Here is a 26786-nt window from a genome sequence, read left to right as displayed (position 1 = left end):
TAGCGATCTTGGCAGTCGTTACAGCATTCGCAATGATCTTGTCTACCGTGATTGCATTAGCGGCTATTTCAGTCGCAGTCACAGCATTGGCCGCGATCTTGATCGTGGTGACAGAGTTCGTAGCAAGTTCTGTAGCAGTGATAGTCCCAGCTACGATTTTCGCTGCTGTTACGGAGTTAGCTGCGATCTTGTCTGCGGTGATCGCACCATCGACAATCAGCTCTCCTGTCGCCATCTGGCGCATGGAAACTTCCGCAACCTCGAACACCGTACCTACAGCCCCGTTAGCCTGTAGTTGCACCGTCATGTGCGTGCGATCTGCTGGCAGGTCGCGCTCTGCAGTCAACGTTACCCACTGACCGTTGGCCGAAGTGCCGTTCAGGTTGATAAGAATCGGCCAGGAGTTTGCCAGCCCCGGAGCGAGTTCCAGGAGGCGCAGGCGCAGAGAACCTGCCGTACCGCTGACCACCCGCGCTGTCATTGTGTACCGGAAACGGCTACCAGCAGCCACGGAGGTCATAGCGGGCAGCGTAAAACCGCCCCAGTCCGCATTAGCGCTCGAGACGTCAGGACCTTGAGGCGTGACCAGCATAACCGGCTTAACTGCAGAGCTACCGTCAGGGCCTGTAGTGGTAGTGCTGTAAGCGAACGACGCTCCTACAGCCCAGCCCCTTCCAGCATCGAACGTCGGGTCAGCAAGTAGGTTCGCAGAGTTGCCGATTACAAGTTTGTCTGCTGTGATCGTCTTAGCTGCTACCTCATTCGCAGTTACTGCTCCCGTAGCAATCTTGGCAGTCGTAACCGCATTCGCGATGATCTTATCTGCCGTAACCGAGTTCGTAGCAAGTTGGGTAGCCGTAATCGAACCCGCAGCGATCTTACCTGCCGTGATTGCGTTTGCAGAGATTTTGTCAGCGGTTATTGCTCCGTCTACGATCAACTCGCCACGGGCCATTTCGGTGATGCGGATCGCACCGAACCATTGCGCAGTCAGGACCGTCGCGTTGTAATTGAACCACCCGCCGATGGTGTACTCCACCGCTGCCGCAGGAATCTGTGCAGTGCCGTCTGGACCCATCGTCAGGGTATACCGCGTCCACGTTACCGCTGGCTGTGTGTTCGTGCCTGGGAAGTAGTGATTATTTCCGTTGATACTGGGCCAGCCAGTGCCGGCGGTTCCAGCTATGATCGCACCGGCCGCGTTATAGAAGTGGAATTGCAGGAACTGAGCGCCGTTACCTGCAGCCGAAGCATCTCGCATCCACACTTCGAGCAGGTAGGACTTGCTGGAGTCAATCTTATTGCGCTGCGGGTTAACTGCAACAGCGACGACAGTCGAGGTCCAAGCCTTAGAGTTTACAGCGCCAGCAGCGAGTGCCACCGTAGTCACAGACGTACTGCCGATAGTCCAGGCAGCCTCATCTTGGAAGTACGGGTCGATATTTACCGCGTTTGTATCCGTCACTACAAGCTTTGCCGTCGTAACAGCGCCTGCGGCGATTTCTGCAGCCGTAACAGCACCAGCAGCGATTTTCGCAGTCGTTACAGCGTTCGCAATGATCTTGTCTGCAGTTACCGCATTCGCAGCAATCTCGGTCGCAGTCACAGCACCAGTTGCGATTTTCGCAGTCGTGACTGCATTCGCATTGATCTTGTCGGCCACAATCGCATTCGCAGCGATCTTGTCTGCCACTACAGCGCCGGCAGCAAGCTTCGGAGTGCTGATAGCAAGGTCGCTGATCTGCGTACCAACGATCTGACCCGCCAGCTTGGCCGCAGCGATATCAGCGATCTGCGCGTTCGTCAGTTGTCCGGTGACGTCAACGGCTTTCACTGCCTTCGAATAGACCGTACCGTTCCATGTGTACAGTTCGTTGTTGAAAACCACGTTGGAAGTGGTCTTCGTTCCGGGCAGCGAACCAACCACGGAGACAGGCTCGATCCCGCTTGCGAACTTGGTCGCGTCGATAGCTCCTGCAGCGATCTGCGCAGCAAGCAGTTGCCCGGTAATATCCACCGCCTTGACCGCCTTAGAGTAGGCCGTGCCATTCCACGTATACAACTCATTGCCGAACACTACGTTTGCAGTGCTCTTGACTGTAGGCAGAACCATCACGACAGCAACTGGCTCGATCCCACTTGCAAACTTGGCCGCATCCACTGCGCCGTTGGCGAGCTTCGAGGTGTCGATTGCGCCGGGGGCTATCTGAGCGCTGCCAATCGTTCCCGTCAGGTCAGTCGTCTTCACCGCCTTGGAGTAGACCGTGCCATTCCAGGTGTAAAGCTCGTTGTTGAATACAACGTTAGTCGTACCCTTGACTGTCGGCAGCACTGTTACAACAGTGATCGGTTCAATCCCGCTTGCGAACTTGGTCGCGTCGATAGCTCCTGCAGCGATCTGCGCAGCAAGCAGTTGCCCGGTAATATCCACCGCCTTGACCGCCTTAGAGTAGGCCGTGCCATTCCACGTATACAGTTCGTTACCGAACACCACATTCGTGGTCGTCTTCGTACCCGGCAGAGAAGCCACGACGGACACTGGCTCAAGTCCAGAGGCGAACTTGGTGACGTCTATCGCACCTGCAGCGATCTGGCTTGTCGAGATAGTGCCAACAAGGTCATTCGTCTTCACTGTCTTCGAGTAAGCCGTACCGTTCCACGTATAGAGTTCGTTGTTGAACACCACATTAGAAGTGGACTTAACTGTGGGCAGAGTCCCCACGATGTTCACAGGCTCTACACCTGAAGCGAACTTCGTAGCGTCAATCGCACCAACTGCGATCTGTGCAGCGATCAACTGACCCGTGATATCAGCCGCTTTCACAGCCTTCGAGTAAGCCGTGCCACTCCAAGTGTATAACTCTCCACCGAATACTACGTTCGTAGTCGTCTTACTTCCTGGCAGCGAAGCCACGATCTCTACAGGCTCCAAGCCCGAAGCGAACTTGGTTACGTCAATCGCGCCGGCTGCGATTTGACCTGCCGTGATCGTACCGGCAAGGTCCGTAGTCTTCACGGACTTGGAATACTTCGTTCCGTCCCAAGTGTAGAGTTCGTTATTAAAAACAACGTTAGTCGTAGACTTAACCGATGGCAATGTCGGTGCAATAGTGACCGGCTCAAGTCCTTGGGCAAACTTCGCTGTTGTCAAAATTCCTTCAGCGATCTGATCTGCAATTATCAGGCCATTAATCTGAGTAAAACTAATATCACCCAGCGCTGCTGCCTTATAACGCTCTCCATTCCAGGTGTATAGAGCGCCGCTCCATGAAATATTCGTGGTCCGCTTTTCTGCTGGAAGCTCCGGACCATCAACAATGGTTACGGGCTCGATACCTTGAGCAAACTTGGTAGCGTCAATCGAGTCAGCCGCCAGCTTGCTTCCAGAGATGGCACCGTCGGCAAGGTTTTGAGCCTCGACAATCAGGGGCCCAAGGTCGTTATTGCCGATCTTTCCAGTCTGCACGTCCAAGCCATTGGTGCCGCCCGCAGGCGCAGCAGACTGCACGCCGTCCACCGACATCCACTTGAGCCACAGCCGGTACCTAGTACCGATGGCCGCCGGATAGGCACCGATGTTCCCCTGAAACTGGAACAGCATTACCGCTTGGTCAAACGTCGGCGGCGTGTCCCCGGTTTGCAGCACGCCATACACCACCGTACGGTCGTGGCCGTGCCCCTGAGAATAGACCGGCGCATCATGCTCCACCAGTACCGTGGTCAAGCCCGCAGCCACCGTCACACCTGTGGGCATAGGCGGCGGCGTCAGGTCGGCTTCTCCGCCAGATGATGGCCCTCCCGGCACCAGCCCACCGCCCACACCAGGCTTAGCAATACCTGCTGAAATGAGATCGGTGGCCGTCAGCGCGCGCCCATTGCCCACGCGCCCCATGAGCACGCGCAGTTCCTCGGTCACGCGCGGGCCCCAGTTGGGCGCGCTCGGGTTGGGAATATCCTTGCGGGGTGCTGTTGCCATTAGCGCCACTCCTCCACGGACTGAGCCAATGACACGCCCTGTACCGCCTGTTCGCCAGACACTTCGATCTGCCAGGATCGCGCTGCAATTGCCGGCAGTCGGAATGCTTCAGGTCCCTGCGCAGCAAGCGTAAACTGCACCCCGCTGCTATTGCCAGAGCTCACGGAGATGCAGCGCGGGGAGCCATAGGTGACGATATGCTGCGCCACCTCGCGGCTGTCCAGCTCCAAAGCATTGATCTTGACCGTCACCGGATAGCTGTCGGCCGCGACTTTGCACCAGGCGGGACTGACCGGCGCCGACTGGCCGAACACTTTTGAGACAAAACGCGCGCTCATCAGTGCGGCGCCAGCATCCCATTTGAGCACCTGGTTGCCGTCCAGCACATAAAGAGCATCCTGCAACTCATCCAGATACAACGCGTCGTAACCTCTTTCAAGGTAAAAGATGCCCGCGGGGTTCTGCGGATCCACCAAAAATCCACGCCGTACACCGCCGGCATCGGTGAAGAAGCTCAGATAAAGCCCTTCATATAGACCAGCCACCATCCCAGCGGGGTTCATAGCCTGCCAGTCATCGCGCGTCAGGATCCCAGCGGTCACCAGCTTGGCACCAGCCGCTCCGTAGTACGCCAGCCCATCCGGCGCAGGCCAAGCCACACCATGACCAAAACTCACCACGGCGCGCGGGGCAACACAGGCCTGCCCCACCTCCAGCGGCTGCTCGTCCAGACTGTCTGGCGAGGTCCCGGCCACCAGCACGGGGTCTGCGGTCGTCAGCACCAGCAGTCTTTGACCGAAGGTCGCCAGCGCCACCGGCTTTGCATCGGGGGGCAGCGTCTCATAGGCAATCGGCCAGGCGTAGGGTTTGTAGGCCATGCAGTAGCGGACCGCGTTGCCGGTAATGCCGGCTATCATTCCGTTCCACATGGCAGTCAGCCATGTCAAGTCCTCGGGCGGCTGCAGCCAATCCACCGTCTCCAGGATCTCGCCGAGCACACGTTTGTCATCGCTCGTCGTGGCCGCACCTGCGGCCAGCTCGCGCAGAAAGAAAAACTCTGTGTCGCCAGTCGATCCGGTCTGGGTGCGGTAGATCCGCACTCGATCGATCGTGAGAGCCCCTGAGGGCGGGCTCTCGATACCCGAGATGGCCACCACCGCATTGATCGGGCAAGTCAACATCAGAGACACGGGCCCCGGGGCGCTCTCCTCCCCTTTGTCCGTCACGAACGTGTAAACGTAATAGCGCACCTCGGTCTCGGTGCTGTCGCCCTCCGACACTTGAAGGGTTGGTGCCGACGTGGGTGGCGGCACACCCAGCTTGCGCCAGGCCGCCGGATAGCTACCGCCCGCCAGCGCGATCGTGTTGTCGGTCCACTTTGGGAAGCCATCACCCGAATAATAGGTACGCTCCGTCGTATCGTCGGCCAACATGCCGCGCACAGCATGCACAGTCCCCGTCCAAGCAAACCAGTAACGCCCGTCTTCGGCCACATCCCGGCCAAAGCGGTAGATAGTCTTGCGCGCGGCCGGCACCGTTGCCACCTCCAGTGGCTCACGCCAGGGGCGGAAGTCACCGCGCCCGGGCTTCTGGTTCCATGAAACCGTGCCCGCCGTATCCGGCAAGAGCTTGGGATGCGGGGCATTGACAGCCCCCGTGAAACCCGAAACCGTGATCTTCATCGCCAACCCTCAGAAATACGGAACCACCCGCGGGCGCGCCGCGGACCTCCCGCGCCACACGGCCACATTGATGTCATCGCAGCTGCTCAGAAACTCGCGCCTCGTCGCCTCGTCGCCGCGCAGACGTGCCAACGCGCCGCGCGCAATCACTTCGCTGTATTGGTCAAAGACATCGGCGTCCACGCCTGCGGCCGTGTCGCTGGGTTTCAGCGTCACGTCCAGCACGAGGGCCATATCAGCGGCCACCAGGCGGCCGAATGACACCGTGCGCGCGTCAGGTGTCATCAGGTACGGCCCGGCGCCGGGTCCCGGCCGCCAAAGGGTAAGGGGCCCGTAGCCCTGTAGTTCTGCACCCTCCAGCCGCACCAGCGCGGTTTGAGCCGGCAACGGCATGCCGTAGGCAGAGCGGCCCGCCTCGGTCGTGATCGGCTCGAGGACTGCGCGCCAGGCGCGGGTGCGAGTGCAGAATTCCTGGGCCGCGCGGCGCAACTGATGCACCACGGTGGGCTCAGGCGTGCCCAGCGGAACGCCGGGCAACACATCGGGGAAAAAGTCGGCCCACTCCCTCATCATTCACCCGTCTGCACGGTGGCCGCACTGCTGCCCTGGCGGAAGTTGGGGTTTGCCAGCGAGACAGGGGCAATCGCCATCGTGGACTTCAGCTCGATGCCCAGTGCCGTGGCAAACGCAGCGTAGTGGGCCTGCGCGCGCGCGCCGTTGCCCGCATAATCCGCGTCCTTCAGGTAGACGCGGTAAAGCATGTAGTCCAGCAGCGCGTTGGCGTAGATGTCCGCCACCGAGATATCGCCTTCCACCGCCGTGTAATCGCTGCCAGACACGGGTTCCACGATGTCCGTGGGAGTGGCCGAATAGTTGATTTCCACCTTCGCCAGGGCTGTCGCTGGCGGGTACACCCAGAACGCCTTGGGCTCGCGCGGGTCGTACATGAAATGCACGATCTCCTCGGAGCCTGTGATGTTGTGCCAGTTCGGCATCTGCGCGTCCAGAATCTCCCGGCTGCAGATGCGAATCGCGCGCATGCTGTTCATCGACGCATTACGCTGCACGTCGATCAACTTGGCGCCATCCGCCGGCAACGATTGCTTGGAGCCCGCAACGCAGGTAATGGTCGCGCTCTTGTTGAAAGCATCGGGGCGGTGCAGCATGATCTCGCGCTGCCCGTCGTTGAGGTAGCGTACCCACTCGCCGACGGGCCAGCGAATCGAGGTCGTGTCTTGCGTGGTCACCACGCCGCGTTGAACAACGTGTTTGGCTTCAAGCGGCATGATTTACTCCTTGGAATTCGCGGCCAGGGCTGCGGCGAGCTGATCGCGCAACTCGCCTACCTTCACGCTGTTGCCCTTGGGCAGTTCGATTTCATTGGAATCGGCGAAATCGCGGATCTCCTTGGCGGTCCATTTCGATATGTCGATGGATTCGCCGGCCTCGTTCGCAAACACATAATGCGAAACCGCGCCGCCGGTGTTACCTTGAGCCTGATCCTGCGCCACGACCTGGCCTGCGTCGTCGGTATCGGCAGGCTTTGTGTACACGCCATTCACAGTCACGCCAGGGAATTCGGCCGTGCCGTCGACATTGATCTGCAAGCCCGCGCCGGCTTCGGCAAGAGAAGTCTGCAGCGCGGGCAGTGTCGTGGCAGCACTTGCCGTCACGCGCGCATCGATGACATTGACCAGCCGCCCAGCCGCTTCATCGCGCACTTGCAAAGGCCGCGGCTGGTCCGCATACAGGCGATATGCCTCGCGGATGCTGAGCAGCCGATCCACGGCCTCCTCGTTGTCGACTTCAGCCACAACGTCTTTCTTATCGTTGGGCTTGAATTCAATGGAAAGGCCGAAGAGTTCCACCGTCGTGGACTCCTTGCGGCGATATGCGTGGATGACTTTCATGGAAACTCCTTGCCTTTTCAAATAGAAAGGGCCGCGCGCCCTGCGCAGCCCTTGCACACTCACTGCCCAGGGCTGCGGCTCAATAGCGCATGCGCACGAGAGCCAGGACCTGCTTGCCCGCGGAGGCAGAGGTAGCGGCAGCGGTGGTGACCTTGAGGGCCAGCTTGCGGGCGCCATCGCGATTGGCAAATGCCAGGGCGGCCGCGTTGGCGGTGGCGGCCGAGCCCGGTGCTCCCACGCCTGGCTTGAGGCCGGCTTCGTACACGGTGCCCAGGTCGGTGCCCGCGGCATTGAGCACGCCCAGCGAGAACGCCAGGGTGGGTGTCGCATTGCTGTCGAGCTGGGGCGCCACGACGTCGACGCCGACGACTTGAACGCCCGGCGGAACCTCCAGCAACTCCAGCAGGTCGTTGGCAACCAGGGCCGCGGTTGGCAGGGTCAGGTCCACCGCCACGGTCAGCACGCTGGCGTCAAAGGGCTGCGGCACGGCCTTCTTGCCGGTCGCAACATCGGATTGGTACTTGGGCATTTGATGCTCCTGTCTGATGAGTGGATGGGCTGGTGAAACAGCGACCCGCGCGGCGGGCCGCGGGCTCATCAAGCATTGGGGTCGGTGTTGGCCGTGTCCAGGGCCATTACGCCGAAGTCGCGCTGGACGTTGCCGTCCTTGGACTTGTAGGTGGCCTTCTTCACGCCCATGATTGCGTGTGTGCCGATGGCCACGCTGTTTTCGTGATCCTTGGGAACCTCGGTCCAGCGGTAGCGCGTGCCGGTTTCGTTGTCACCGTAGGCGATCAGCGCAGCCTGAGCGCCCAGGAGCAGCGCGCGAGCGGAATTTACATTGCCGCCAGCGCCGTAATCGCTGAAGCGAATAACGTTGCGGTGCTTGTGCAGTACCACATCGTTGTACATGCCCAGCGTGCCCTGGAAGATGGGGTTTTTGTTGCCCTCGGCTGCCGCTGCGGCCTTCTGGATGTCGAGCCAGCCGCCTGTGCCCGCGTCCTGGCGCGTCGCGTCGGCCTGGTAGGTGTGCATCAGGCAGATGTAGTGGCTGCCGCCTTCGATAGACACAGGGATCATCGACAGTTCGTCGGTGCCGTCGCCGCCCATGGTCTCGGCCTTGGCCACGGCCTTGTCGATCAGCCGCAGCTTGAACGTATCCGAAGCCGTCAGGGAGGCCTTCGACGTGGCCGCGCCGCCATACAAGATGTGCTGACTGTCCGGAGCCGTGAGCGGGTTGACCGTGAAGAACGGGTTGTTGGCAGACCACACAAAGCCGCTGCCGGTACCGCGCGAGCCCGACAGGTAGATGAAGTACAGCTCATCCTGAAGGCGCTTCCACCAGTCGGTGGCTGCACGCTTGGCGTCGGTGCGCAGATCGCGCAAGGTGCGCTTCTTGGTCATGCGCGAGCCCAGGTCCGCACCGCCGCGCACCTGGTCGATGCGCAGACGGTCGGTGTAATACTTGAGCGGGACTTCCTTGCCTTCCAGGGTTTCGTCGCCAATGACGGGCTCCTGATTGATGGGCATCAGCAGGTCAACGGTGACTTCATCGCCCGCGCCCTGCTGCAGGTCATCGATACGCTGAATAGGAAGACGGGAATCTTTGCCATTCCCCACGAACTTGCGGGACCAGTAGCTTTCCTTGTTGATGGCCACGGCCATCATGGAAGCCCATTTTTTGACGGCTTGAGGGTCGTTGACGCCGATCAAAGTACGCATAACGCAACTCCTGCCCTTGCGAGCACTGAGCGCGTCTTGCGCTTAACCGGGCAATGGCCCCCGGCGGCAATTTGCTGCTTTCGAAAATGGCGCCCATGCAGGCGCCGCAGCTGCGAAGAGAATAAATCTGAATTCTGGAAAATCAAGTACCCATGAAATCGCTCTTAAAACAATGCTTTCAAGATCCGCCGCGGATTCGCTGCAGTCGCCGCTTTCCATAGGGAGCCGACTGTCTTTGAACCTGTGGCTTTCTCGACTCGATCTGCGTCCTGGTAGGCCACGTCACCAGTAATCAGATCGCCCACATAGTCAAGGCCGTCTCGGCGATGGCCGCCGTTTCTGGCGGATGTTTCATTCGCAATCACCGCAGCAGCCAACGCCGCCCATGGACCGGCAGAAGCCAATGCACTACTCGCCGACCCACCGGCCGAAGCCCCCGCAGAGGATGAGCCGGCAGCGCCGCCGCCTGAGCCCCCCATCATGTTCATGAGTCCACTAGGGATCTGCGGTATCTGAGCCTGGCCATCTTGTGCAGTGGTTTGCAGTGCACGCTGCTGCCGCGCCGTATCCTCGGCCAGTTGCTCACGCTGCCGACGCGCCAACTCATCTTGTTTGGCCTGCGCTTCGTCGCGCTGGCGCTCCCACATAGCACCGTAGATTTCACCAATCGGTTTCGGCATGTCCGCTCCATTCATCAGTGTGGGAGAACTCTGGCGCGTGCGGACGCTGCACGATATCCCGGGCCTTCGACCCGTTCACGCAACGGCTTGTCAACCACCACATCGTCCTCCAAGTGCAAGCTCAGTTCCGCGCGGGAGCCTGTGCGCTGGCGCAGTGTCACCACCAAGCGCCCGCCGTCGAAAGACAGGCTCTCGCCCGCCTTGATCTGCCGAATCAGTCTGCGTCCCGACATCAGGCCCCCAGGTAACGGTCTTGCTGCGCAGGCGTCATGCCCGCGATCGCTCGCTCCAGCGCGGAACCTTCCAAGCCATCCAGGTGCGCGAACTCGTTGCCCACAGCAGAATCTGCCGCCGCGGGCACGCCGGCCAGGGTGGGCGGCAAGGCAGAGCGATCGGCAGGTGCGGGTCTGCGGGTAGGAGCGGCAGGTGGCTGGGACGCGCGCGCCGCCGGAACTTCCGCCGCGGCTTTGCCAAAGCGGCGCAGCACCAAGGATTTCGCCTCGGCCAGTGCTTCGCGCGAAGCGGCCATGTTGCCCGCGGCATCCGCCAAACCACGCTCGGCCGCATCTTGGGCGAACAGTCGAATGGCGCGGTCCAATTGCGAGCCTGCATCGCCATCCAGGTCAATACCGGCTGCCTTCAACTCCTTTTGCACGACTGCAAGGTGCTGCCCGTACTCGGCAATCATCGAGTCTTGCTGAAGCTGCGTACGGGCCATATCCACGGCCGCGGCGCGCGCCAGGTCGTCCAGCTTGTCCTGCACGCGGGCTTCTACCTCTTGATACTGCTCCTGGTCGATCACCCCATCCAGCAGTTGTTGCAGCGCGTCGGCTTTTTCAGCGCGCAAGACCTTGCGCTGCTCGCCGGCGTCCTCCGGGGTGACAGGGTGCAGCGCTGGCTGTACCGGGGCAGATGTCGCTGAATCGAGTTCAGAGCCTGCCGCGCCGTCCGCCACGCCTGGCTTGCCTTCGAGATCCTTCGCCGCGCCGGCATTAGGATCTGGGTCTTGGGCCGCGCCGCCAGTAACGTCAGCAGGGTCGATAGGGGTGCCGACGTCGGCAGCGTCATCAGCACCTCCAGCGCTGTCAGCCGCGCCCTGCAGATCCTCGTCGTCTTCGGACATATCGCGCAGTGCATTGCGCTCGGCTTCGGACAGGCCTGCCAGGTCTTCTTCGTTGAACATGGACATGGGAATACTCCTTTACTGGGGTTGCTCGGTGGGAGCGGGTTGGAATTCGGATTGCGGCGGCGCCGCGGCTTCGCCTTGGGTTGGCGCGGGCGCGGTGACCTCGGCAGCGGGCAAGGCGTCATCCAGGCCAGCCGCCGCGGTGATTTCGTCGGCCGCGGGCGCGACGTTCGGCTGGGCGGTCACGATCTGACCGGCCTGCAGGGCGGCCAGCATCGACTGCACCTTCTTGAGCACGTCGTCCACTCCCAGCTTCTTGATCTGCGCCTGCACCAGGTTCAGTTCGGCCTGGATCTTGCCCAGCTGCGCGCGCGCGGTGTCGGCGGCCAACTGCTCGGACTCGGCCTGCTTGGCTGCTGCTGCCTGCTCTTGCTGGACCTCCTCGGGCGTAGGCGGCTTGCTCGGATCGCGCTGGCCATTGATCTTGCGGATGCGCGCCACCCACTCTTCCTTGCCCTGGATATCGGCGGACTCCACCACCAAGTCCAGCACCGACAGCACCACCTGAGGTGCGTAAGTCGCGATCTGGCCCAGCAGCCCGAACATCTGCTCCAGGGCGGCCTGGGCCATCGACGAGCGGTAATCCTGCGCGTCCACAATGAAATCCGCTTCACGCGCGGTGATGTCGTTGAGGATTTCTCCCGTGGCCGGGTCCTGTTGGTTGATGGTCAGCCACTCGATGGGGCGTTGGCCCTCGCCCACGATGCGCACCACCTTTTCCTCGGTGTAGAACTGCTCGATATGGCTCAGGCGCAGCTGACCGGCCTGGCGGATCGCCAGCAGCAGGTTGTCGAAGAACTCGCTGGTTGTGAGCGAGCCCTGGTCCTGCTTGGCATGAATTGCTACGCCGCTGCTGGCATTGGTGTTGCGCCCCAAATTTTCTTCCGTCACCCCACCGGCATTGCGGATCAGTTGCGCATCCTGCGCGGCCAGCTCCACGTTGGCTTGGAAGTCGCCCATGTTGGTGTCGAACTTCAATTCCCGCTGCTGGTTCTTGACAATGATCCCGTCCGGCCGCGCTGCCTCCTCACGCAGGTCATCGATGTCATCCACAGCGCCCTTCTCCATGATGATGCGGTTCACGCTCAAGGCGAACAGCGCCTTCGAGCGGCGCTTGTTCAGGTCGTCCTGAATGTCTCGCATGCCGCGCCACGCACCGTAGGCCAGGCCGTCGCGCGCGCGTCGGTAGCCCCAGATGGGCACCATCAGGAATCGGTTGTGCCGGAATGGGCTTGGCATGTCCAGGCAAGGCGCTTCGCGCGTGCAGATTTGCACTCGCATGCGGAATTTCACCGTGTCATACAGGCGCGCGGATTTCGCTTCTCGCTCAAAGGCGTGCAGCGGATCGGCGGAATTGAAAATCTTCCCCGCCAGCTGTCCGTCCGCAAACACGCTCACGCGCTCAGGCACGCGGTACCAGCATTCCAGCAGCTCCACAGAGCGGCGTCGGCTGTTGTCGTAGTAGCCTGACCGAGCGATGTTTGCCGCGCGCGCACCAAAGATGTGGGCAGCAGTACCCCACTCGGTTTCGCTGGCGCCGGTCAGCCGCTCGCCCAGATACCAGATGCCTTCTGGGTCCAGGTCGTCGTGCCTGCCGGCCATAGTCAGCAGGTGGACACGGCTCTGAGGCAGCAGCGCGACCGCGTAATCCAGATCCACCACGCGTCGGCGGAACAGGTAGCGCGCGTCGACGTTGTAATCCAGGTTGCGGCTGTGGCTGTCGCGGTATACGTTGCGCCAGTCCTCCCAGCCCGAGTAGATGAGCTCACGCTCGGGATCACGGTTCACTCCCTCCTCCAGCCAGCTCAGGCCGGCCGTCACCGACTGGCGGAATGCCCGGCTGCGGTGCCACTGCGTCATGTTCACATCGTCCGTGTACTTGATGAGCTTCGTTTTAACCTCGGCCATGGCCTCGTCGTCGCGCTCGCGCGGCAGCACCTTGTAGTCTTTGCGCAAGCGCTTCTCGGTACCGCAGATCCATTCGATGGTCTGTCGTCCCTCGTTGAAGACCACAGGAGCCTGACCGCGATCCATCAGTTCACGGGCATCCTCTGGGCGCCATTGCAAATGGTCTTGGTAGTCCTCATCGATCTGCATCTGCTGGCGCTCCTCGCCCTGGCGCTCGTGCTCGTACTGCAGCAGCTCCATGAGCGTGGCGTGCCTCTGCTGCACCATTTCGTTTTGCCCGCCTTCGGCCGCGCCCTCGGCCATAGGCTCCACGTTGACCTTATCCAGCGTGTCGCCTGCCGGGGTGGAAGGGTTGTCGCGCACTTCGAACATCACAGCACCTCGCTATGCAGGTCTTTGCCGCAAGCGCGGGCCGTCACCTCAATGCCCAGGCGGTGGCGCTGCACCTCCAGCGCGCGCGGCTGCTCCGACGGCATGTCGATCAGGTCGGGGATGCCCTCGCAGATGATGTCCAGCATGCGGCTGATGCTGCTGCGGTCGGTCATCGTGAAGCCCATCGTTTCGGCCGCGAGCGCCGCGGTCCGGATGAACTGCGGGGTGGGGTTGCCCTTGTTGTCCACGTAGGCGTAGGCATTGCGCTGGGGAATGACATAGGCGCCGGTCTCCATGCGACGAAAGGCTGGAAACAGCACCATGGCAGGCTCGGGCTCGCCGTCCGCGGTATCGTCGCCCGCCGCGCGCAGGTCCAGCCACTGGTAGCTGCACACCACGTCGCCAATCACGCGCTGACGCCACGCGCGTTCACCGCCCAGTTCGGCCACCGGCGTGCCGCGTGGCCCAAGAATCGAGGTCATACAACTCTCCAGGATTTGCGCCGTGCAGAGCTGCTGCTGGCGCGAGGTTTGACGGAGGCCAGAGACAGCCCCGTCACGATGAGATAGCGCGTCGCGTCCATGGCGTGGTCGTCCTTCTTGACGATCTGGCCCTTGTCGTCGCGCCGGTAAATGCGGTATTCGTTGAGCCAGTCGTGCATCGACTTGAAGACCTTCAGGCGGCCGGTGCTCATGCGCTCCCAGACCTGGTAGATGCCGGACTCCACACCGTTGTTGGCGGGGGTCAGTTGCAGGCCCAGGTCAACGTAGTTCTGCAGCAGTTGCTCGCCATCCTTCTGCGAGCGCCCTTTCGCAGCCGGATCGATAGCGCCGGGTATCCAATCGCCGCGCGCCTTGATCGAGGCCGTATGTACCGAAGGCTCGGCCTGGCCGCGATAGTGGCTGCTGTACAGGTAAACGATGTCCGAATCGCGGTCGTGCGCACCCCAGATGGCCGCGGTGCGGTTCCAGCCCACATCCATGCCATAGGCACGAGGCCAGAAGTCGGGTAGAGCGAAATCCGGTACCACGATGTCGTTCTCGGGCACCGGGTAGATTGCGCCCGCGCCCAGCGCTGGAACACCCTTGGTGCGCGCATCGCGCTGATGCGGCATGAGGCGCGACAGCAGCTTGGCTTTGGCCTCTGCGGTCAGGTGCGGCACATCGTCCCAGCCACACTGCACCACTGCTCGACCAATCACCTTGCCTTCGGGATCGGGCGATGTCAGTTGCTGCACCAGCGGCGTGAGGCCCGACAGCGGCGTGAACGTCAGCATGGAGATACCCGCGCGCGTCATCAAACGCACCTGGCCCTCTTCGTACACGTCCTCGGGGCACTCCTCATCCGCCCAAAAAATGTCCAGCTCGAAGCCCTGGAAAATCTCGCGCCCCTGCACATAGCTGCGCATCCACAGCTCCGACTCGCCGCCGCTCGCATGCCTGATCATTGCGCGCTCGACCGCGCCCTTGACGTGGGTGCGCGACACGATGCCGGTGATCGCGTCGCCTGGTATCAGCCCGGTACCGAAACGTTCCGGCTTGTCGGTGGTCGAGCCCAGCAGCTTGAGCTGCAGAATGTCGCGCGTCGTTTCGTGCGTATCGCCAGAAATCAGCGCGCGCACCGGCTTGTCGAAGCGGTGTCCGGCCCACCACCACGGATAGCGCCCCGTGAGGTGATAAGCCAGCTCGGTCCCCGCAGCCACGGTCTTGCCAACCCGGTTACCGGCCATGAAGACGCGTTCGCTGCAGGTCGCGCCCAGCTCAAAAAATTGCACATGCCGCGGATACAGCTCACGGCGCAGTGGGCCTGCGTCGGGAAACATGGTGTCCAGCAGCCGCGTGCGCCGACGCCGCTCAAGCTCATCCAGGAGCCCGGCAAGCTCGATGCGCTGATCAGGGGTGAGATGCAGGAGGGATTCAGCCAGCATCACCGCTCCCCGATTCACCCAGCGGCACGATGCCGTCCACCTTCACCCCCAGCTTGGACAGGCGCAGCAGCAGCGCGTCATCGCTCATCACCTTGTGGTCGACAGTGCCCTCCAGATGGACCTTGTCGCCGTAGACACGCGGCTTGAGCTTCGCAGCAGTCCACTTGCGAGCGTCGATGCGCAGTTTGTTGCGTGCTACGGCCGTCTTGTCGAACACCACGCCCACGGTGTTTCCACTGATGTCCGTGACCGGCTCATACTCGCATTCGTCCGAAATCGCCACGATCTCGTCGGCCAGCTTGTCCGAGCGGTCCTCGCGCGCGCGTGCGTACATCTCGGCGCGGGACGGGTCGGCGTTGATCCAGTCCAGCATGGTCGTGTACGCAAACTCGTTCTGGCGGCAGAAATCGGCCATATGACCGCCCTCCAGGACGAATGCCAGGAACTGGTCAAGCGCACCAATGCCCGACGACCATCGTTGAAAAGGCGTCAGAGGCTTGATGGCTGTTTTGATGGGGGAGGTCTTGGCAGCCGCAGGCGGCTTCGTGGCTGAAGCCGGGGCTTTGAAAGATGAGGTGCGGACGCGGGTAGGCGCGGTCTTCGAGGCCGGGTTGGCGTTTTGATCAGGTGACGCGCGCTTCTTGCTCAAGTCCTGTCAGTGGCATGCCCTCTATTGGGCGCGGGCAATGAAACAACAAGACTGAGAAGAATTCAAGGGGGTGTCGACCTCGCTTCACCAGCCCGCTCCAACCGGCTTAGAACTGGGCGATGCGCTCGCCCAGGATCGAGGACAGCTCATGCATGACGTCGAGCTGGCGTTTCAGGCGGGCCTGCTCATCGACGGGCAGAGTGGCGAATATTGGGTTGCGATCGATGAAGGGGTCCAGGGCGCTGATGCGCAGATCGAGTTCCAGCTTCTCGGCCAGCACGCGCTGCTGGTGGCCGGGCACGGCCTGACCCACAACGCCCCAGTCGCCGGCAAGGCAGTCGTTGACGCTCGGCACCCAGGTGCTGACGGTCTCGTCCACGTTCTTGATGGCAAGATAAGGGTTATAGGGCACCATCGCGCCTTCGCCGAAGTGGGCCTTCGCCGCGCCGGTCTGCACGGGATAGCTGGCGGCCGGCACCAAGTAGACGAACATGCCTTTACCGTTCCAGCCGGTGCGCGCGATGCGCTGGCCGACCTTGGCAGCTTCGATGGCCTGGCCAAATGTCATGGCGCTGCCGCCCAGAACGTCATAGGTCGCTTCAAAAATGTCGCGCTTGCACGGGTAAATTTCGCCCTTGACACCGGTAAGCAGCATGTCGCTGCGCCCCATCTTCATCACGCCTTCCAACGTGGGGATCAGGTAGCAGTCGTCGTTCTCGTGGGTGATGGGATGGCCGTTGTAGTCAAACGCCCAGGGCATGCCATCGACGGCGGAAGTGCAGTTCTTGAGGCCATGGGCCACCAGCTCATCAAACGTGACGGCTTCGATGACTACGGGCTTTTTACGGTACTTGGTCATGGGACTTCTTTCTTGGGGGTTGTGATCACTGGCCAGGCTTCGCTGAGGGTTCGGACATCAGCTGCGTGCCCATCAGCTTTTTTGACCATCCCTGCATACGCTGCTCGGCAGTCGTCGAATACGGCGTTTCCGGTAAGGGCGTAGTCAAGGACGGTCGCGGGGGGAGCTTCGGCAAGTCGGCGGGCGGCATCTGCGGCGGTTGCGCGCAGGCCGTCAGAAACAACATGCAGGCGGTCAAGCTCAGTGCGCAGCAGCGCCTCGCGTGTACGGGCAGCATTCAGGGCTCCTTGGTATGTGCTGGAAATCTGCTGGCCAACCAGCGCAACGCGCGCATCGGCCGCGCGCTGGGCCTGGCTGACATCGAGCTGGTAGGTGGTGGCGGCCAGATTGGCCTCGGCCAGGTCGACGCCGAGCCGCGCGTCCTGGAAGATCCAGACGGCCAGGGCCGCGGCGCCGGCGGCGGCAAGGTGGGTGACTGCGCGGATGCTCATGGCGTACTCACTCGCCACAGGCGGCAAATCTCGTCGTTTGCATCGGCGCGGCCCTGCAGGCCTGGCAGCACCTGCAGCAGCCCGGCCACGGTGCCTTTGTTCCAGCGCGGGTTCTCGCGGCACGCGCCCACCAGGTCGCCGGCGTTGGCCTTGCGCCGCATCGTGCTGGTGGTGAATGCGCCCTCCCCTTTGTTGTGCAGGAAGTCGATGAACTGGCCCTGCACGAGCGGGTCATAGCGATCCCAGTGCACCAGCAGGCGCTGCGCCGCGCGCTCGGCCGCCAGATACCTGCGCTTTTCGAGTTGGTAGCACTCGGCTGGGCTGTACCACTTGCCGGCCACAACGCCGGCGCCGGTGATGCCGTTGCAGACCGTGAGCGGCTGACCGCGGCCCAGCTTGTCAACGTAGGGCTTGCCGATGTGCTTGCCGCTGGACTCGTAGAAGCTGCCGAGCACCATGGCCACCTTGACTGCCTGGCTGGTGGTAGGGTCCGCGGCGACGACGCGCACGTATTGGTCGGCCAGCGCCTGCTGCATCTCGGCGGCCGACACCTGCAACGGTTGATCGTGGATGAGGATGGCGCCGCCACCACCCAGCCCTGCGAGCAGCGCCAGCGCGGCCAGGCTCGATGCAAGGAATTTAGGGACCTTGCTCATGCAGGCCCCCGATCCGAAACGCAGGACTTCTCCAGCAACTCGGCACGGCGCGCGGCGCGGGCCTCTTGGCGAGAATCGCGGCGCCACTTCCAGATCAGGTATGCAGCCTGCAACGCCACAAATGCTATGGAGGCCAGCACCAGCCAATCGCTAAGAGGCAGGCCGACAAGGCGGAAACTTCCCGCTGTGACAGCTCCGGGAGTTGCTTGATAGAGCGCGCCGGCAATGTCATCTCGTTGCTCGGCACTCAAGTGGTGCTGAATGCCCAGCAGCGCCAGCAAGGCGATGAGTGGTTTTTTCATGCTCGCGCCCCCCTTGTGAAGAAGGTGGCGGCATGTCCGTTTGCGGCCGGCGCCGTGGAGTATTTGAGGGGCATCGGGGTTCCTTGGTAGGAACCGCATGCCCTGGGCAGAGAGTGTGTGGGCGCATTATGTGCGCGCGCACTGACCGATTCAAGGGGCTGCTGATGCGGCCTGTGCCTCGGTCAAGGATTGGCGCACGCTGGCGCGAATGGACTTCGGGGCCGCGGCAGCCACCCGCTCAGCCTTGGTCTGGCGCATCTTGATCACCCGGCTACGCACCGCACGCCTGTCGATGAATACCGGGCTTTCCGGGTTGCGACTGTTCCAGGTGCGCATGCGCTCGCGGATCTCACTCTGCTTCTCGGCATCCTGGTCGTACACGGCCTGGGCCATGTCGGCGGTCAGGCGCTCCTTCATCGCTCGGTTCTGACCGATCAGGTTCTGCTCGGTGCCCGTCGCCTCCTGCACCTCTGCCACGCTCTTGGGCTGGAAGCCGATGGCTTTGGCCACTGCCTCGGCCAGCGTCACATCGATCACCTTACGGCCCTTGGAATCCTTGTACACCCCGCTGTTCGCCATGTCGACGCCCTTGGCGAGGTTGCGCACTGCGGTCGGGGCCATCTCCAGCGCGCCGCGCCCAATAGATGCGACATCACCGGAAAACACGCCCTTAGCGATATCGAGGAGGCCGGATGCCCCCCGCTGGAGCAAATCACCGGCAGGCCCGATGACCTCCACCACGTCTCGCGTGTGATCGCGCTTTTCCAGGAACAAGCCTGTGCCGGGCAGCAGATTCCCCATGCCCAATCGTCCCGAGATATCGATAGGCGCGCCTGGCAGGCCAGAGATACCTTGCTCCATGAAATCAGCGAATTCCTTGCCAACCCGGTCCTGCAAGAACTGCTTGCGCCACTGCTTCGTGCTCATGCTGTAGCCCATCATCTGGCCGCCCGCGTCGATCAGGTCCTCCACATCCTCGACGAACGGCAAGCCGCCGGCACCGCTCATCAGCATGAGCATGGCCAGGGACCAGCCAACCGCACGCCTACCCTCTGGGCCACCTTGCGTCCACATGCGCTGCATCAGCTCGAGGTAGCTGACGCTATAGGTTTTGAACGTAAATAAAGTGCCACCGATCGTGCCACGGGCCCACTGCGGCTTGTTGGCCTTGGAGTAAACAAACTGGGTTTCCAGCACCGCGTGGCGCGCGAATGCCGCCGGGTTCTGGATGCCCTGCTGCTTCGCCAGCCGGTATGACGCAATGAAGGTGCTGCGGCGGTTGAACTGCTCGGCCAGAGCGAACGGCTGGCCCCATGCCACCTTGGTGCGCTCCCACGCATTGCCCGCGGCGGCCCGGGCATTGCCCGCCGCTGTGCCGTCGCCGGCGCGCAGCCCGCCAGCGCCGCGGGATTGCGCCATCAGCTGGTGAATTTCCTGCGGGCTGACCACGCCGTCATCCTCGGCAGACTTCAGGGCCTTCGCCAGCTCCGTCTCGTACTGGAACCCCTTGGTGCCCATATCCTTGAGGGCGCGAGCCAGCTGGGCGCCGGCCTTCTTCATTCCGCCATGCTGGCTCAGCCATGGCAGCGTCACCTGGAATGGCTGGGTCATGTTCACAAACGCGCTGGCCACCGAGCCGCCTAGATACTGGGCAAACAGCATGCCGCGCACGGCTTGGCCTTCTTCTTGCGGGTCCTGGATGTAGCTGCGCAGTCCCATCGCCAAGTCGCGTATCTCTCCCTGCCCCTGCGGAATGGCCTGGATCGCCTTGTCCAGAGTGCCAGCATTCAGGCCCAGCGCGCCAGCGCGCGCATTGGAGTAAACGAAGTTGGCAACCACGCGCCCAACATCGGTGCTGTAGCCAGCCGTGCCCTTGCGGTGGATCAGGCGCTTGAGCGCGCTGTGGTTGTTCTTGGTCAGCTGCAGGTAAGCCTGGAATGCCTTGTCCTGGGCGTCGTTGCCCTGGCTCTTCAGGCCCAGCATCTCGCCGAAATGCTCGAGCGTTTCGGGCGACACGCCGGCGAACAGCTTGAAGGTCTGCTGGCTCATGGTGCCCTGCGTCACCGCTGCGCCTGGGAAGGTCTGGCGGAAATTGCGAGCGGCCATGTTCGACTCGCGCATGGTTTCGTACATGCCGAAGTACTGGCGCTCCCCTGCAGCATCCACCACGTCGACTGTGTACTGGCCGAAGCGCGACAGTGGCGCATATCCGGCCTGCTGCAGGTCGGTGGCCGTGTCCAGGCGCCGGCGCACCTGCTGCATCAGCTCGCTGATTCGGTCGCGATTGTCCGGAACTGCCTTGGCGTCCTGCTCCAGCGTGTCCAGCAGCAGTTGGGCAGCGCCAGCCAGGTCGGCCTGGTCCAGCACGATATCGCGCATGCCGGAGTACTCGTCGCCCAGAGCTCGCAGCATGTCGGTGCGCGCCGTGAGGTCGATGGAGCGGTCGACTGCGGCGCGCGCTTCGCGGTACAGGCTTATCTGGTTCGGGCTGGCGCTGAACATCGCTTTCAGCTCCGCATCACTCCAGACCACGCCGGCCTTGACGATCTTGCTCTGGAAGCGCGACTCGATCAGCTTTTCATACTGCTGGACCGGCAGCCCCTGCCACATGGCCAACACGCCGGAGTCGAGCTTCTTGGTGCGCAGCAGCAGCGCGGCCTTGTTGTACACGGCCATGTTCGCGTACTTCTTCGCCAGGTCATCGACCAACGCCGGCTTGCCGTCGACATCGCGGCCGTAAAGCAGCGTGCCTTCGAACAGCGGTCGGGCCACTGCCTTGTTGTCTTCGGCGGATACCGGGCGCTTGCGATTCTTGCCCACGATGTCGCCCATGCTCTCCACCCGGGGCAGGATGCGCGGCGCGCGGTCGGCGGCGTCGTTGGCCAGCATGCTGACATCGTCGATGTTGCGCTGGGCTGATTCATAGACTGGGCGGAATACCGGCGAGCGCTCGGCCAAGTGCCGCATGGTGCCCACGGTCTTGTCCCAAAGCGTGACTTTGCCCGGATGGCTCAGGGCCTGGCCCAGTTGGTCGAGGGCAGAATTCTTGAGAGTTGCGAGGCTGGAGCGGCTGAAGACCGGACCGTCGCTTACTGCGCCTGAGCCAGAATCGCCTTGATCTTCGCGCTGGCGTCCGCGTCGTCCTTCTGCAAGGATTCGATCTCTGAGTCGGTCAGCCGGCTCGTAGCGCGCGAGATAACGGGCTTCCGACTGGGTGAGCGCGTCGAAGCCGTAGCCGGTTGCGGCGCGGAATTCGTTTTCGAGGTCACCATGTTTTTGTCGGAGGGCTGTCAGGGTTTCTGAAGAGGGTTGAATTGTTGCACTGTACTGCTTACCAGTCAACGCAATGACCCCCGCCACGGTGCCGCCACCTTCCCTGATATGGCTGGCCAACGCCGCGAACGTGCCGCCTTGCGTCAAGGTGTCATCCACCAGCAGATAGGGGCCAGGCTCGACGGTACCGGCGAAGTCAACGGGCGCAAAGATGCGATCCAGCCCATCCAGGCCGGTGCGGCGGGCGCGATTGGCCTGCACGATGCCGCTGGCCGTCTCCAGACCCAGGCGCATGGCAAGCACTTCGGCCGCGGCGCGCGGAATCTTGTTGCGCCCTGCCGCTTCCTCGGCGGCCACCGGCACCACGCGCGGCTTTGCGTCGCCAATGGCGGCCCGAACTTTAGCCTCCAACTCTGGCGTCACCAGATCCTGGGCCAAGCGCACGGCCGCCTCGATGTCGCCGCCCTTGGCAGACGCATAGTCAGGATGCGAGGAAGCTGCGCCCAGCGTGCTTCCAATGATGGAGTCGGGAATATTGGTCGATCCGGTGGCGCGGCTGAAGGCAAGGCCCCGGCCCATTCCAGCGCCAGCGCCACGCTCAACCCAGCCTCGGGCCGGCAGAATGTAGGACCGGATGATCTCGGCGTCGGTGACGGCCAGACGCTTCAGGCCGGGCACATGCTGGCGCAGCCAGGTGCGGATGGCAGCCACGGCGCGGCGCACGAAACCCATCTCGGGCCGGGTCTGGGCCCACTCGGCCAGCACCTCCTCGGCAGCCTGCAGGCGTTGTGCCGGCTTCTCGTAGTCCAGCCCATACTCCGCGGCCTTGCGGCGCACGTCGCCCCGACGAACGGCCACGATCTGCTGCAGCACACCGTCCAAGCCGCTGCCGAACGCCCCGAGCAAGCCGTGGTGGCCCAGCGCCTCATGCATCAGCACCCGGGCCGCGTCTTGCTGCGTGGGCAACTGACTCGCCAGCAGGTAGACCTTGCCGCCGTAATAGAAGCCCTCCGGATCGCCCTCGGCGCCGCCGCTGCGCTGCGCCTGGTCCGCGCGCCGCGCCGCGGCCGGGATGGCCAGATCGCTCATGTCGTGCACCACGATCACCTCTGGACCATTGGCCCAGCCAGCGCGGATGCCGTCCGCCGTGGCGCGCACCGTGCTCACGGCCCGGGCCTGGGCCGCGCGCGACTGCTGCGGGGCCTGGCCCATGATGCGCAGCAACTGCTCAGCTTGCTCGGGCGTCATTCCCGGGCCCGCAGCGCCCTTGCCGCCCTCCTGGTCCGCGCGCCGGAAACGAATATCGGGATTGCCGCCGTCGAATTCGCCGTTGTTGCCTGTGGCACTTTTGATCTGCTCCGGGTCGAAAGCGATATACACGCGGTGCTTCACGCCAGCGGACTTCACCCGGCCACCTCCCACATGGGTGATGCCGTCGAATCCCATGGCGCGCAACCCGTCCTGCATGGCTTCCGCCCCCTCCCACTTGGGCAGGCCCTCCTGGCTCAGCGCCTCCTCTGCGGCGCGGTACCAGGATTCGTTCGTGTCGCCGCCTTCGTGAAAGCTCGCCGCATCCGGGAACTGCTTGCGCCAAGCATCCGGCGTGGCCTTCGCGTCCATATCCAGCGGGTTCTTGACCGACAGGTACACCGGATACACCGTGGGCGTGGTGCCCTTCCCCTTGCTCGTGTAGTTGCTGGCCACATCCGGGTCAGCAGTGAAATAGCCCCCCATGCCCATAAGGCCGTAGTTCGACGCGTAGGTGTCGAACATGCCGAAGGCCTGGCCGTCTTCGCTGGCGCTGGTGCCGTGGTACATCACCATTGGCTTGCCCTCGTCGCTCACCGCCTTGGATTCGCCAAACCATTTTTTGAATGCCGGACCATCTATCGGACCTGCGGGTTTGGGTTTCTCAACGGATGCCGGCGCCGGATCCTGGCCCGCACGCGGGGCAGAGACCTGGGCCGGCACCGGCCGGCTGCTGAATGCCTGGACATCGAGCCCCGGCACCGCGCCCGCGCTGGTGGTGCTGCTGGGAAATTCCCGCGCCTTCTCCAGCAGTTGCTCTATGGGCGCATCGAGGCGGATCGTCTTCACGTCCTTACCCTGTTCGCGCGCCGCCAGCCACTGGTGGTGGCCGTCCAGCACATGGCCGTCCTGCGACACAAGAATGGAGCGGTCGCCGCCCTGGAAGCCGATGGCCTTTTGCACTTTCGCGCGGTCGAACTCGGCCTGCGTGGGCTTCAGGCTGGCGGCCGGAACCGTTTCCTCTTGATGCGCGATGCCGCGGGCATTCATGAAATTGACCATGGCGCCGCGGTGCTCAGCCTTGATCTGCGGCATCTCGGCGCGCGGGATACCCTTGGTGCCGGACTCTGGAGCGAATGCGGCCCAGCCGTTGCCCAGGTCTTCGCCCTCCACCGGCACGGGCGTGGTCTTGCTGTCCACGGCGTCGAATATTGCCTGCGATGCATCCACTGCGCTGCCGGTGGCGCCAGCGCGCGCTACAGCCTCGGTTCGAGCGGTCGCGTTCAACGCACTGGCGTCGAGTTCCTGCCGCGCAGCCTTGAGCATCCCGCGCGCTGTGTCGTCGCGCTGCGCCGTGGCGTCCAACGCCTTCGCCTCTTCGCGCAAGCTCTCCAGTCGCTGCACCTCGGTGGTCATGGCGGGCACATCCGCACCATTGATTTTCCGCATAGCGGGCGCAATGCTCTCGCCCTGCGCCAGCTTGTACCGTGCATCGTTGATCTTGGCAGCCAACTTCTCGGAAAAGGTGCCCACCCCTTCGCCCAGCTCCTCCTGGAATGAGCTTGGCGCGAGCGCGGTGCTCGGTCCCTGCGGGCCAGTCATAGCCTGCTGGGCCGTCATGGCCGAGGACAGCTTGGCCCGGTTTCCTTCGCTGATCTTCTCCCAGGCCTTGCCCTCCAGGTTCTTGCGCAGCACGGGCACCAAGTTGGGCGCGGCCGCCAACACGGCGCGCTGCGCCTCCGGGGCCATCCCATCCCAACGCGCGCCCGGCTCCTGCGGCGCTGCTGGCACCTGGTCCTGGGCGCTGGACTCGCTCCCAACCTCCTCACCCTGGGCCACGGCCTGCTGCGCCGCCGGCGCGGCGGGCGCTGCGGCGCTGATGCTGGCGCTGGGCTGAACCTGGCGCACCACAAAGCCCCCCTCCACCTTCACCGGCTCCCATCCAGCGCCAGCTTCCTTTGCTGCCTTGTTGGCTGCCAGCTTCACGGTGAAGGGCTTGCCCAGGCGGTTGAGGATGTCGGGCGCTGCCGGGGCCTGTGCTTCCGGTACCGGACTTGCCTGCAGGTCTGCTTGCTCGCCAGCGCCGGCGTCCATGGTGCTGGGGTTGGGGGCTTCTGCGCTGATCTCAGGATCCAGGCGCGCCGCGCGGTCCTGCTGCGCAGCCAGCTGGGCCTGCGCGTTACCTTCATTCTCCAGCTGCTGGGCCTGGTCCCTCGCCGCGGCGGCTTCCTGCTGGGCCTGGTTGATGCTTTTCAGCCGGCGCTGCTCGTTAGCCTCCTGGATGTCGACGGGCCCGCCCTGGGCAGCGTGCGCTGGTAGTTCCATGGGGTTTGGACGGTACTCGCGCCCGGCCCAGTCCGCGGCGCGCGCCTCGGCCGCATCGGCCTGGGCCTGCAGGTCGTCCATGCGCTGAGCGGGCGACAGCAGATCCAATTCCTGCTGCAGCGCACTGCGCTGGGCCACGGCCTCGGGACTCCAGCCTTGGGCACGGCCCATCTGTGCCAGATAGTCCAGCCGATCCTCGATCTGGCCCACACGCTCCTCGGGCGAGATTTCTCCCGTTTCGTCGTCAGCGTTCTGCGCCGCCATCGCGGGCTGCCCTTGTGCCTGGGCCTGCACGGCGTCCGTGAGCGGTGCAATTGCAGGTGGCGCCGAGGCCGCGGCAAGGTTTGCGGCCCGGGACAGCGCGCCGCGCTCCGGAACCACGGGGACCGGGGCCGCCGGCATCACAGCAGTTGGGCCGCCCAGCCCCTCGCGCGCCAGCGCACGCTCATCCAGCACGCCGGCCGGGGTAACACCCTGGCGCTGCAGGGTGTCCATGTCAAGGATCGGGCTCACGTTGTTGGCGCCGGACCTGTCGGCCTGCAACTGTTCAAGCAGCGCCAGCTGTTCAGGCGAAGGATTGCTCGACGCCGCAGGGCCAAGCGCGCCTTGGTCCTGCTCGACAGTCGGCGTCGACAGCAGGCCACCATCATCGGCAGCAAGAGCAGCATCCAGGGCGGTGGGCGCTTCACGTCCGCGGTCACCAACCAGCAGCGACGTGCCCGCGCCCGTCATGCCGCCCAGCGCCGCGCCCATGCCAGCCGCGGCCGCCACTCCCTTGCTGGGGTCGATGCTCGCATCAAAAGGCATGGCCGCACGCTGCCCCTCGTACTGGGTCACGCCTTCTTCCACAGCCTCCTGCGCCGCCTCGCTCAGGCCAGTCTTGGCTGCCCGCGCCGCGACGCCGCCGCCGAACCCCTTGGCTCCAGCCAGCAGGCTCTCCGCGCCAAACGCGCCGCCAGCCGCGCCCACCAGCGCAGGAATGACGCTGGCGCCGCGCGCCGCGGAAACGGCCTCATCCTCTGTGGCTCCCGCTTTGGTCGACAGCTCATAGGCGGTACCGGCCGCATCGCCACCGGCCAGGGCTGCACCAGCAGCCACGCCACCCGCGCGCCCCGAAACCTGCACACCCTTCGCGCCAAGCCCAGCTGCTCGCCCGGCCATGCCTGCGCCCTTGATCGCGGCGCCGGGCACGACAAACGATCCCAGTGCCTGCGCCACAGCTAAGTGCGGCGCGCTGGTGAGATAGTTGCCAACCGCGCTCAACTCACCCATTGCCCCATCAGCCTGGTCCACCTCATTGCTGAGCTGCTGTTTCCATGCCTTCGCAGAATCGCTTTGCGAATCTTCACCTGCTTTGATGATGTTTTTATCGATCCAGCCCGAAACCGCGTTCCCCGGCTTCACGAAATCTGCCGCCGACTTCACCCCGCCTGCAGCTGCGTTTGCGAGCTCGATCACCATGTCGTTTGCTCCGCTCATCAGGCTGCCGCTCTTGGGAGCTTTCGGAGTTGGCGTTACCTCAGCCGTAAACGGAGATTTCCATCCGATCCCAATGCCGGCCGCGTCCAGATCATCGAAAGTCTTCAATACCGCGGGCAGTTGCTTCTTCTTGGCCATGTC

General features: G+C 63.3%; 18 protein-coding genes. All 18 read right to left on the bottom strand.

Going from position 1 to position 26786, the window contains the following annotated elements:
• Window positions 1-3976: hypothetical protein (locus GVL12_RS23170; RefSeq protein ID WP_200844028.1), on the bottom strand; the 3976-nt coding region annotated here is incomplete at its 3' end.
• Entirely contained in the window at window positions 3976-5658 is a 1683-nt protein-coding gene (locus GVL12_RS23165) for a hypothetical protein (protein ID WP_159917927.1), read from the bottom strand. The genes GVL12_RS23170 and GVL12_RS23165, both read right to left, overlap by 1 nt.
• A gap of 9 nt (window positions 5659-5667) precedes the next feature.
• Complete coding sequence (locus GVL12_RS23160) at window positions 5668-6228, bottom strand: hypothetical protein (RefSeq protein WP_200844027.1); 561 nt, start codon at window positions 6226-6228, stop codon at window positions 5668-5670.
• Window positions 6228-6944 carry a DUF6682 family protein gene (locus tag GVL12_RS23155; RefSeq protein ID WP_159917925.1) on the bottom strand — a complete coding sequence of 239 codons (717 nt, stop codon included), beginning with the start codon at window positions 6942-6944 and terminating at the stop codon, window positions 6228-6230. The genes GVL12_RS23160 and GVL12_RS23155 overlap by 1 nt, the downstream gene beginning before the upstream one ends.
• Before the next feature lie 3 nt (window positions 6945-6947).
• Window positions 6948-7568 carry a hypothetical protein gene (locus GVL12_RS23150; protein ID WP_159917924.1) on the bottom strand — a complete coding sequence of 207 codons (621 nt, stop codon included), beginning with the start codon at window positions 7566-7568 and terminating at the stop codon, window positions 6948-6950.
• Between the two features lie 79 nt (window positions 7569-7647).
• The gene (locus GVL12_RS23145) at window positions 7648-8097 is read right to left on the bottom strand and encodes a hypothetical protein (protein WP_159917923.1); all 450 of its coding nucleotides are present in this window, start codon (window positions 8095-8097) and stop codon (window positions 7648-7650) included.
• 68 nt (window positions 8098-8165) lie between these two features.
• Window positions 8166-9290, bottom strand: coding sequence for a N4-gp56 family major capsid protein (locus GVL12_RS23140; protein ID WP_159917922.1), 1125 nt, complete (start codon window positions 9288-9290; stop codon window positions 8166-8168).
• A 164-nt stretch (window positions 9291-9454) separates the two neighbouring features.
• Window positions 9455-9970, bottom strand: a complete 516-nt coding sequence (locus tag GVL12_RS23135) for a hypothetical protein (protein ID WP_159917921.1) — start codon at window positions 9968-9970, stop codon at window positions 9455-9457.
• Between the two features lie 232 nt (window positions 9971-10202).
• Complete coding sequence (locus GVL12_RS23130; protein ID WP_159917920.1) at window positions 10203-11159, bottom strand: hypothetical protein; 957 nt, start codon at window positions 11157-11159, stop codon at window positions 10203-10205.
• Window positions 11160-11171: 12 nt separating this feature from the next.
• The gene (locus tag GVL12_RS23125) at window positions 11172-13436 is read right to left on the bottom strand and encodes a portal protein (protein WP_200844026.1); all 2265 of its coding nucleotides are present in this window, start codon (window positions 13434-13436) and stop codon (window positions 11172-11174) included.
• On the bottom strand, window positions 13436-13918 hold the full coding sequence (locus GVL12_RS23120) for a hypothetical protein (protein WP_159917919.1): 483 nt from the start codon (window positions 13916-13918) through the stop codon (window positions 13436-13438). Before GVL12_RS23120 ends, GVL12_RS23125 begins: the two co-directional genes overlap by 1 nt.
• On the bottom strand, window positions 13915-15363 hold the full coding sequence (locus GVL12_RS23115; RefSeq protein ID WP_159917918.1) for a terminase family protein: 1449 nt from the start codon (window positions 15361-15363) through the stop codon (window positions 13915-13917). Before GVL12_RS23115 ends, GVL12_RS23120 begins: the two co-directional genes overlap by 4 nt.
• Window positions 15353-16012, bottom strand: coding sequence for a hypothetical protein (locus GVL12_RS27095; RefSeq protein WP_159917917.1), 660 nt, complete (start codon window positions 16010-16012; stop codon window positions 15353-15355). Before GVL12_RS27095 ends, GVL12_RS23115 begins: the two co-directional genes overlap by 11 nt.
• Before the next feature lie 106 nt (window positions 16013-16118).
• On the bottom strand, window positions 16119-16871 hold the full coding sequence (locus tag GVL12_RS26405) for a DUF2829 domain-containing protein (protein WP_200844025.1): 753 nt from the start codon (window positions 16869-16871) through the stop codon (window positions 16119-16121).
• The gene (locus tag GVL12_RS23095; protein WP_159917916.1) at window positions 16868-17362 is read right to left on the bottom strand and encodes a hypothetical protein; all 495 of its coding nucleotides are present in this window, start codon (window positions 17360-17362) and stop codon (window positions 16868-16870) included. The genes GVL12_RS26405 and GVL12_RS23095 overlap by 4 nt, the downstream gene beginning before the upstream one ends.
• Complete coding sequence (locus GVL12_RS23090; protein WP_159917915.1) at window positions 17359-18018, bottom strand: glycoside hydrolase family protein; 660 nt, start codon at window positions 18016-18018, stop codon at window positions 17359-17361. The genes GVL12_RS23095 and GVL12_RS23090 overlap by 4 nt, the downstream gene beginning before the upstream one ends.
• Window positions 18015-18320, bottom strand: coding sequence for a hypothetical protein (locus GVL12_RS23085; RefSeq protein WP_159917914.1), 306 nt, complete (start codon window positions 18318-18320; stop codon window positions 18015-18017). Before GVL12_RS23085 ends, GVL12_RS23090 begins: the two co-directional genes overlap by 4 nt.
• A 150-nt stretch (window positions 18321-18470) precedes the next feature.
• The gene (locus GVL12_RS23080; protein ID WP_159917913.1) at window positions 18471-26783 is read right to left on the bottom strand and encodes a PLxRFG domain-containing protein; all 8313 of its coding nucleotides are present in this window, start codon (window positions 26781-26783) and stop codon (window positions 18471-18473) included.
• Window positions 26784-26786: the final 3 nt, after the last annotated feature.

It is taken from the genome of Pantoea sp. 18069 (assembly GCF_902706035.1).
GTDB lineage: Bacteria > Pseudomonadota > Gammaproteobacteria > Burkholderiales > Burkholderiaceae_C > Comamonas.
The sequence above is the reverse complement of the archived record's forward strand: the minus strand, read 5'-3'. Positions and strand labels throughout refer to the sequence as shown.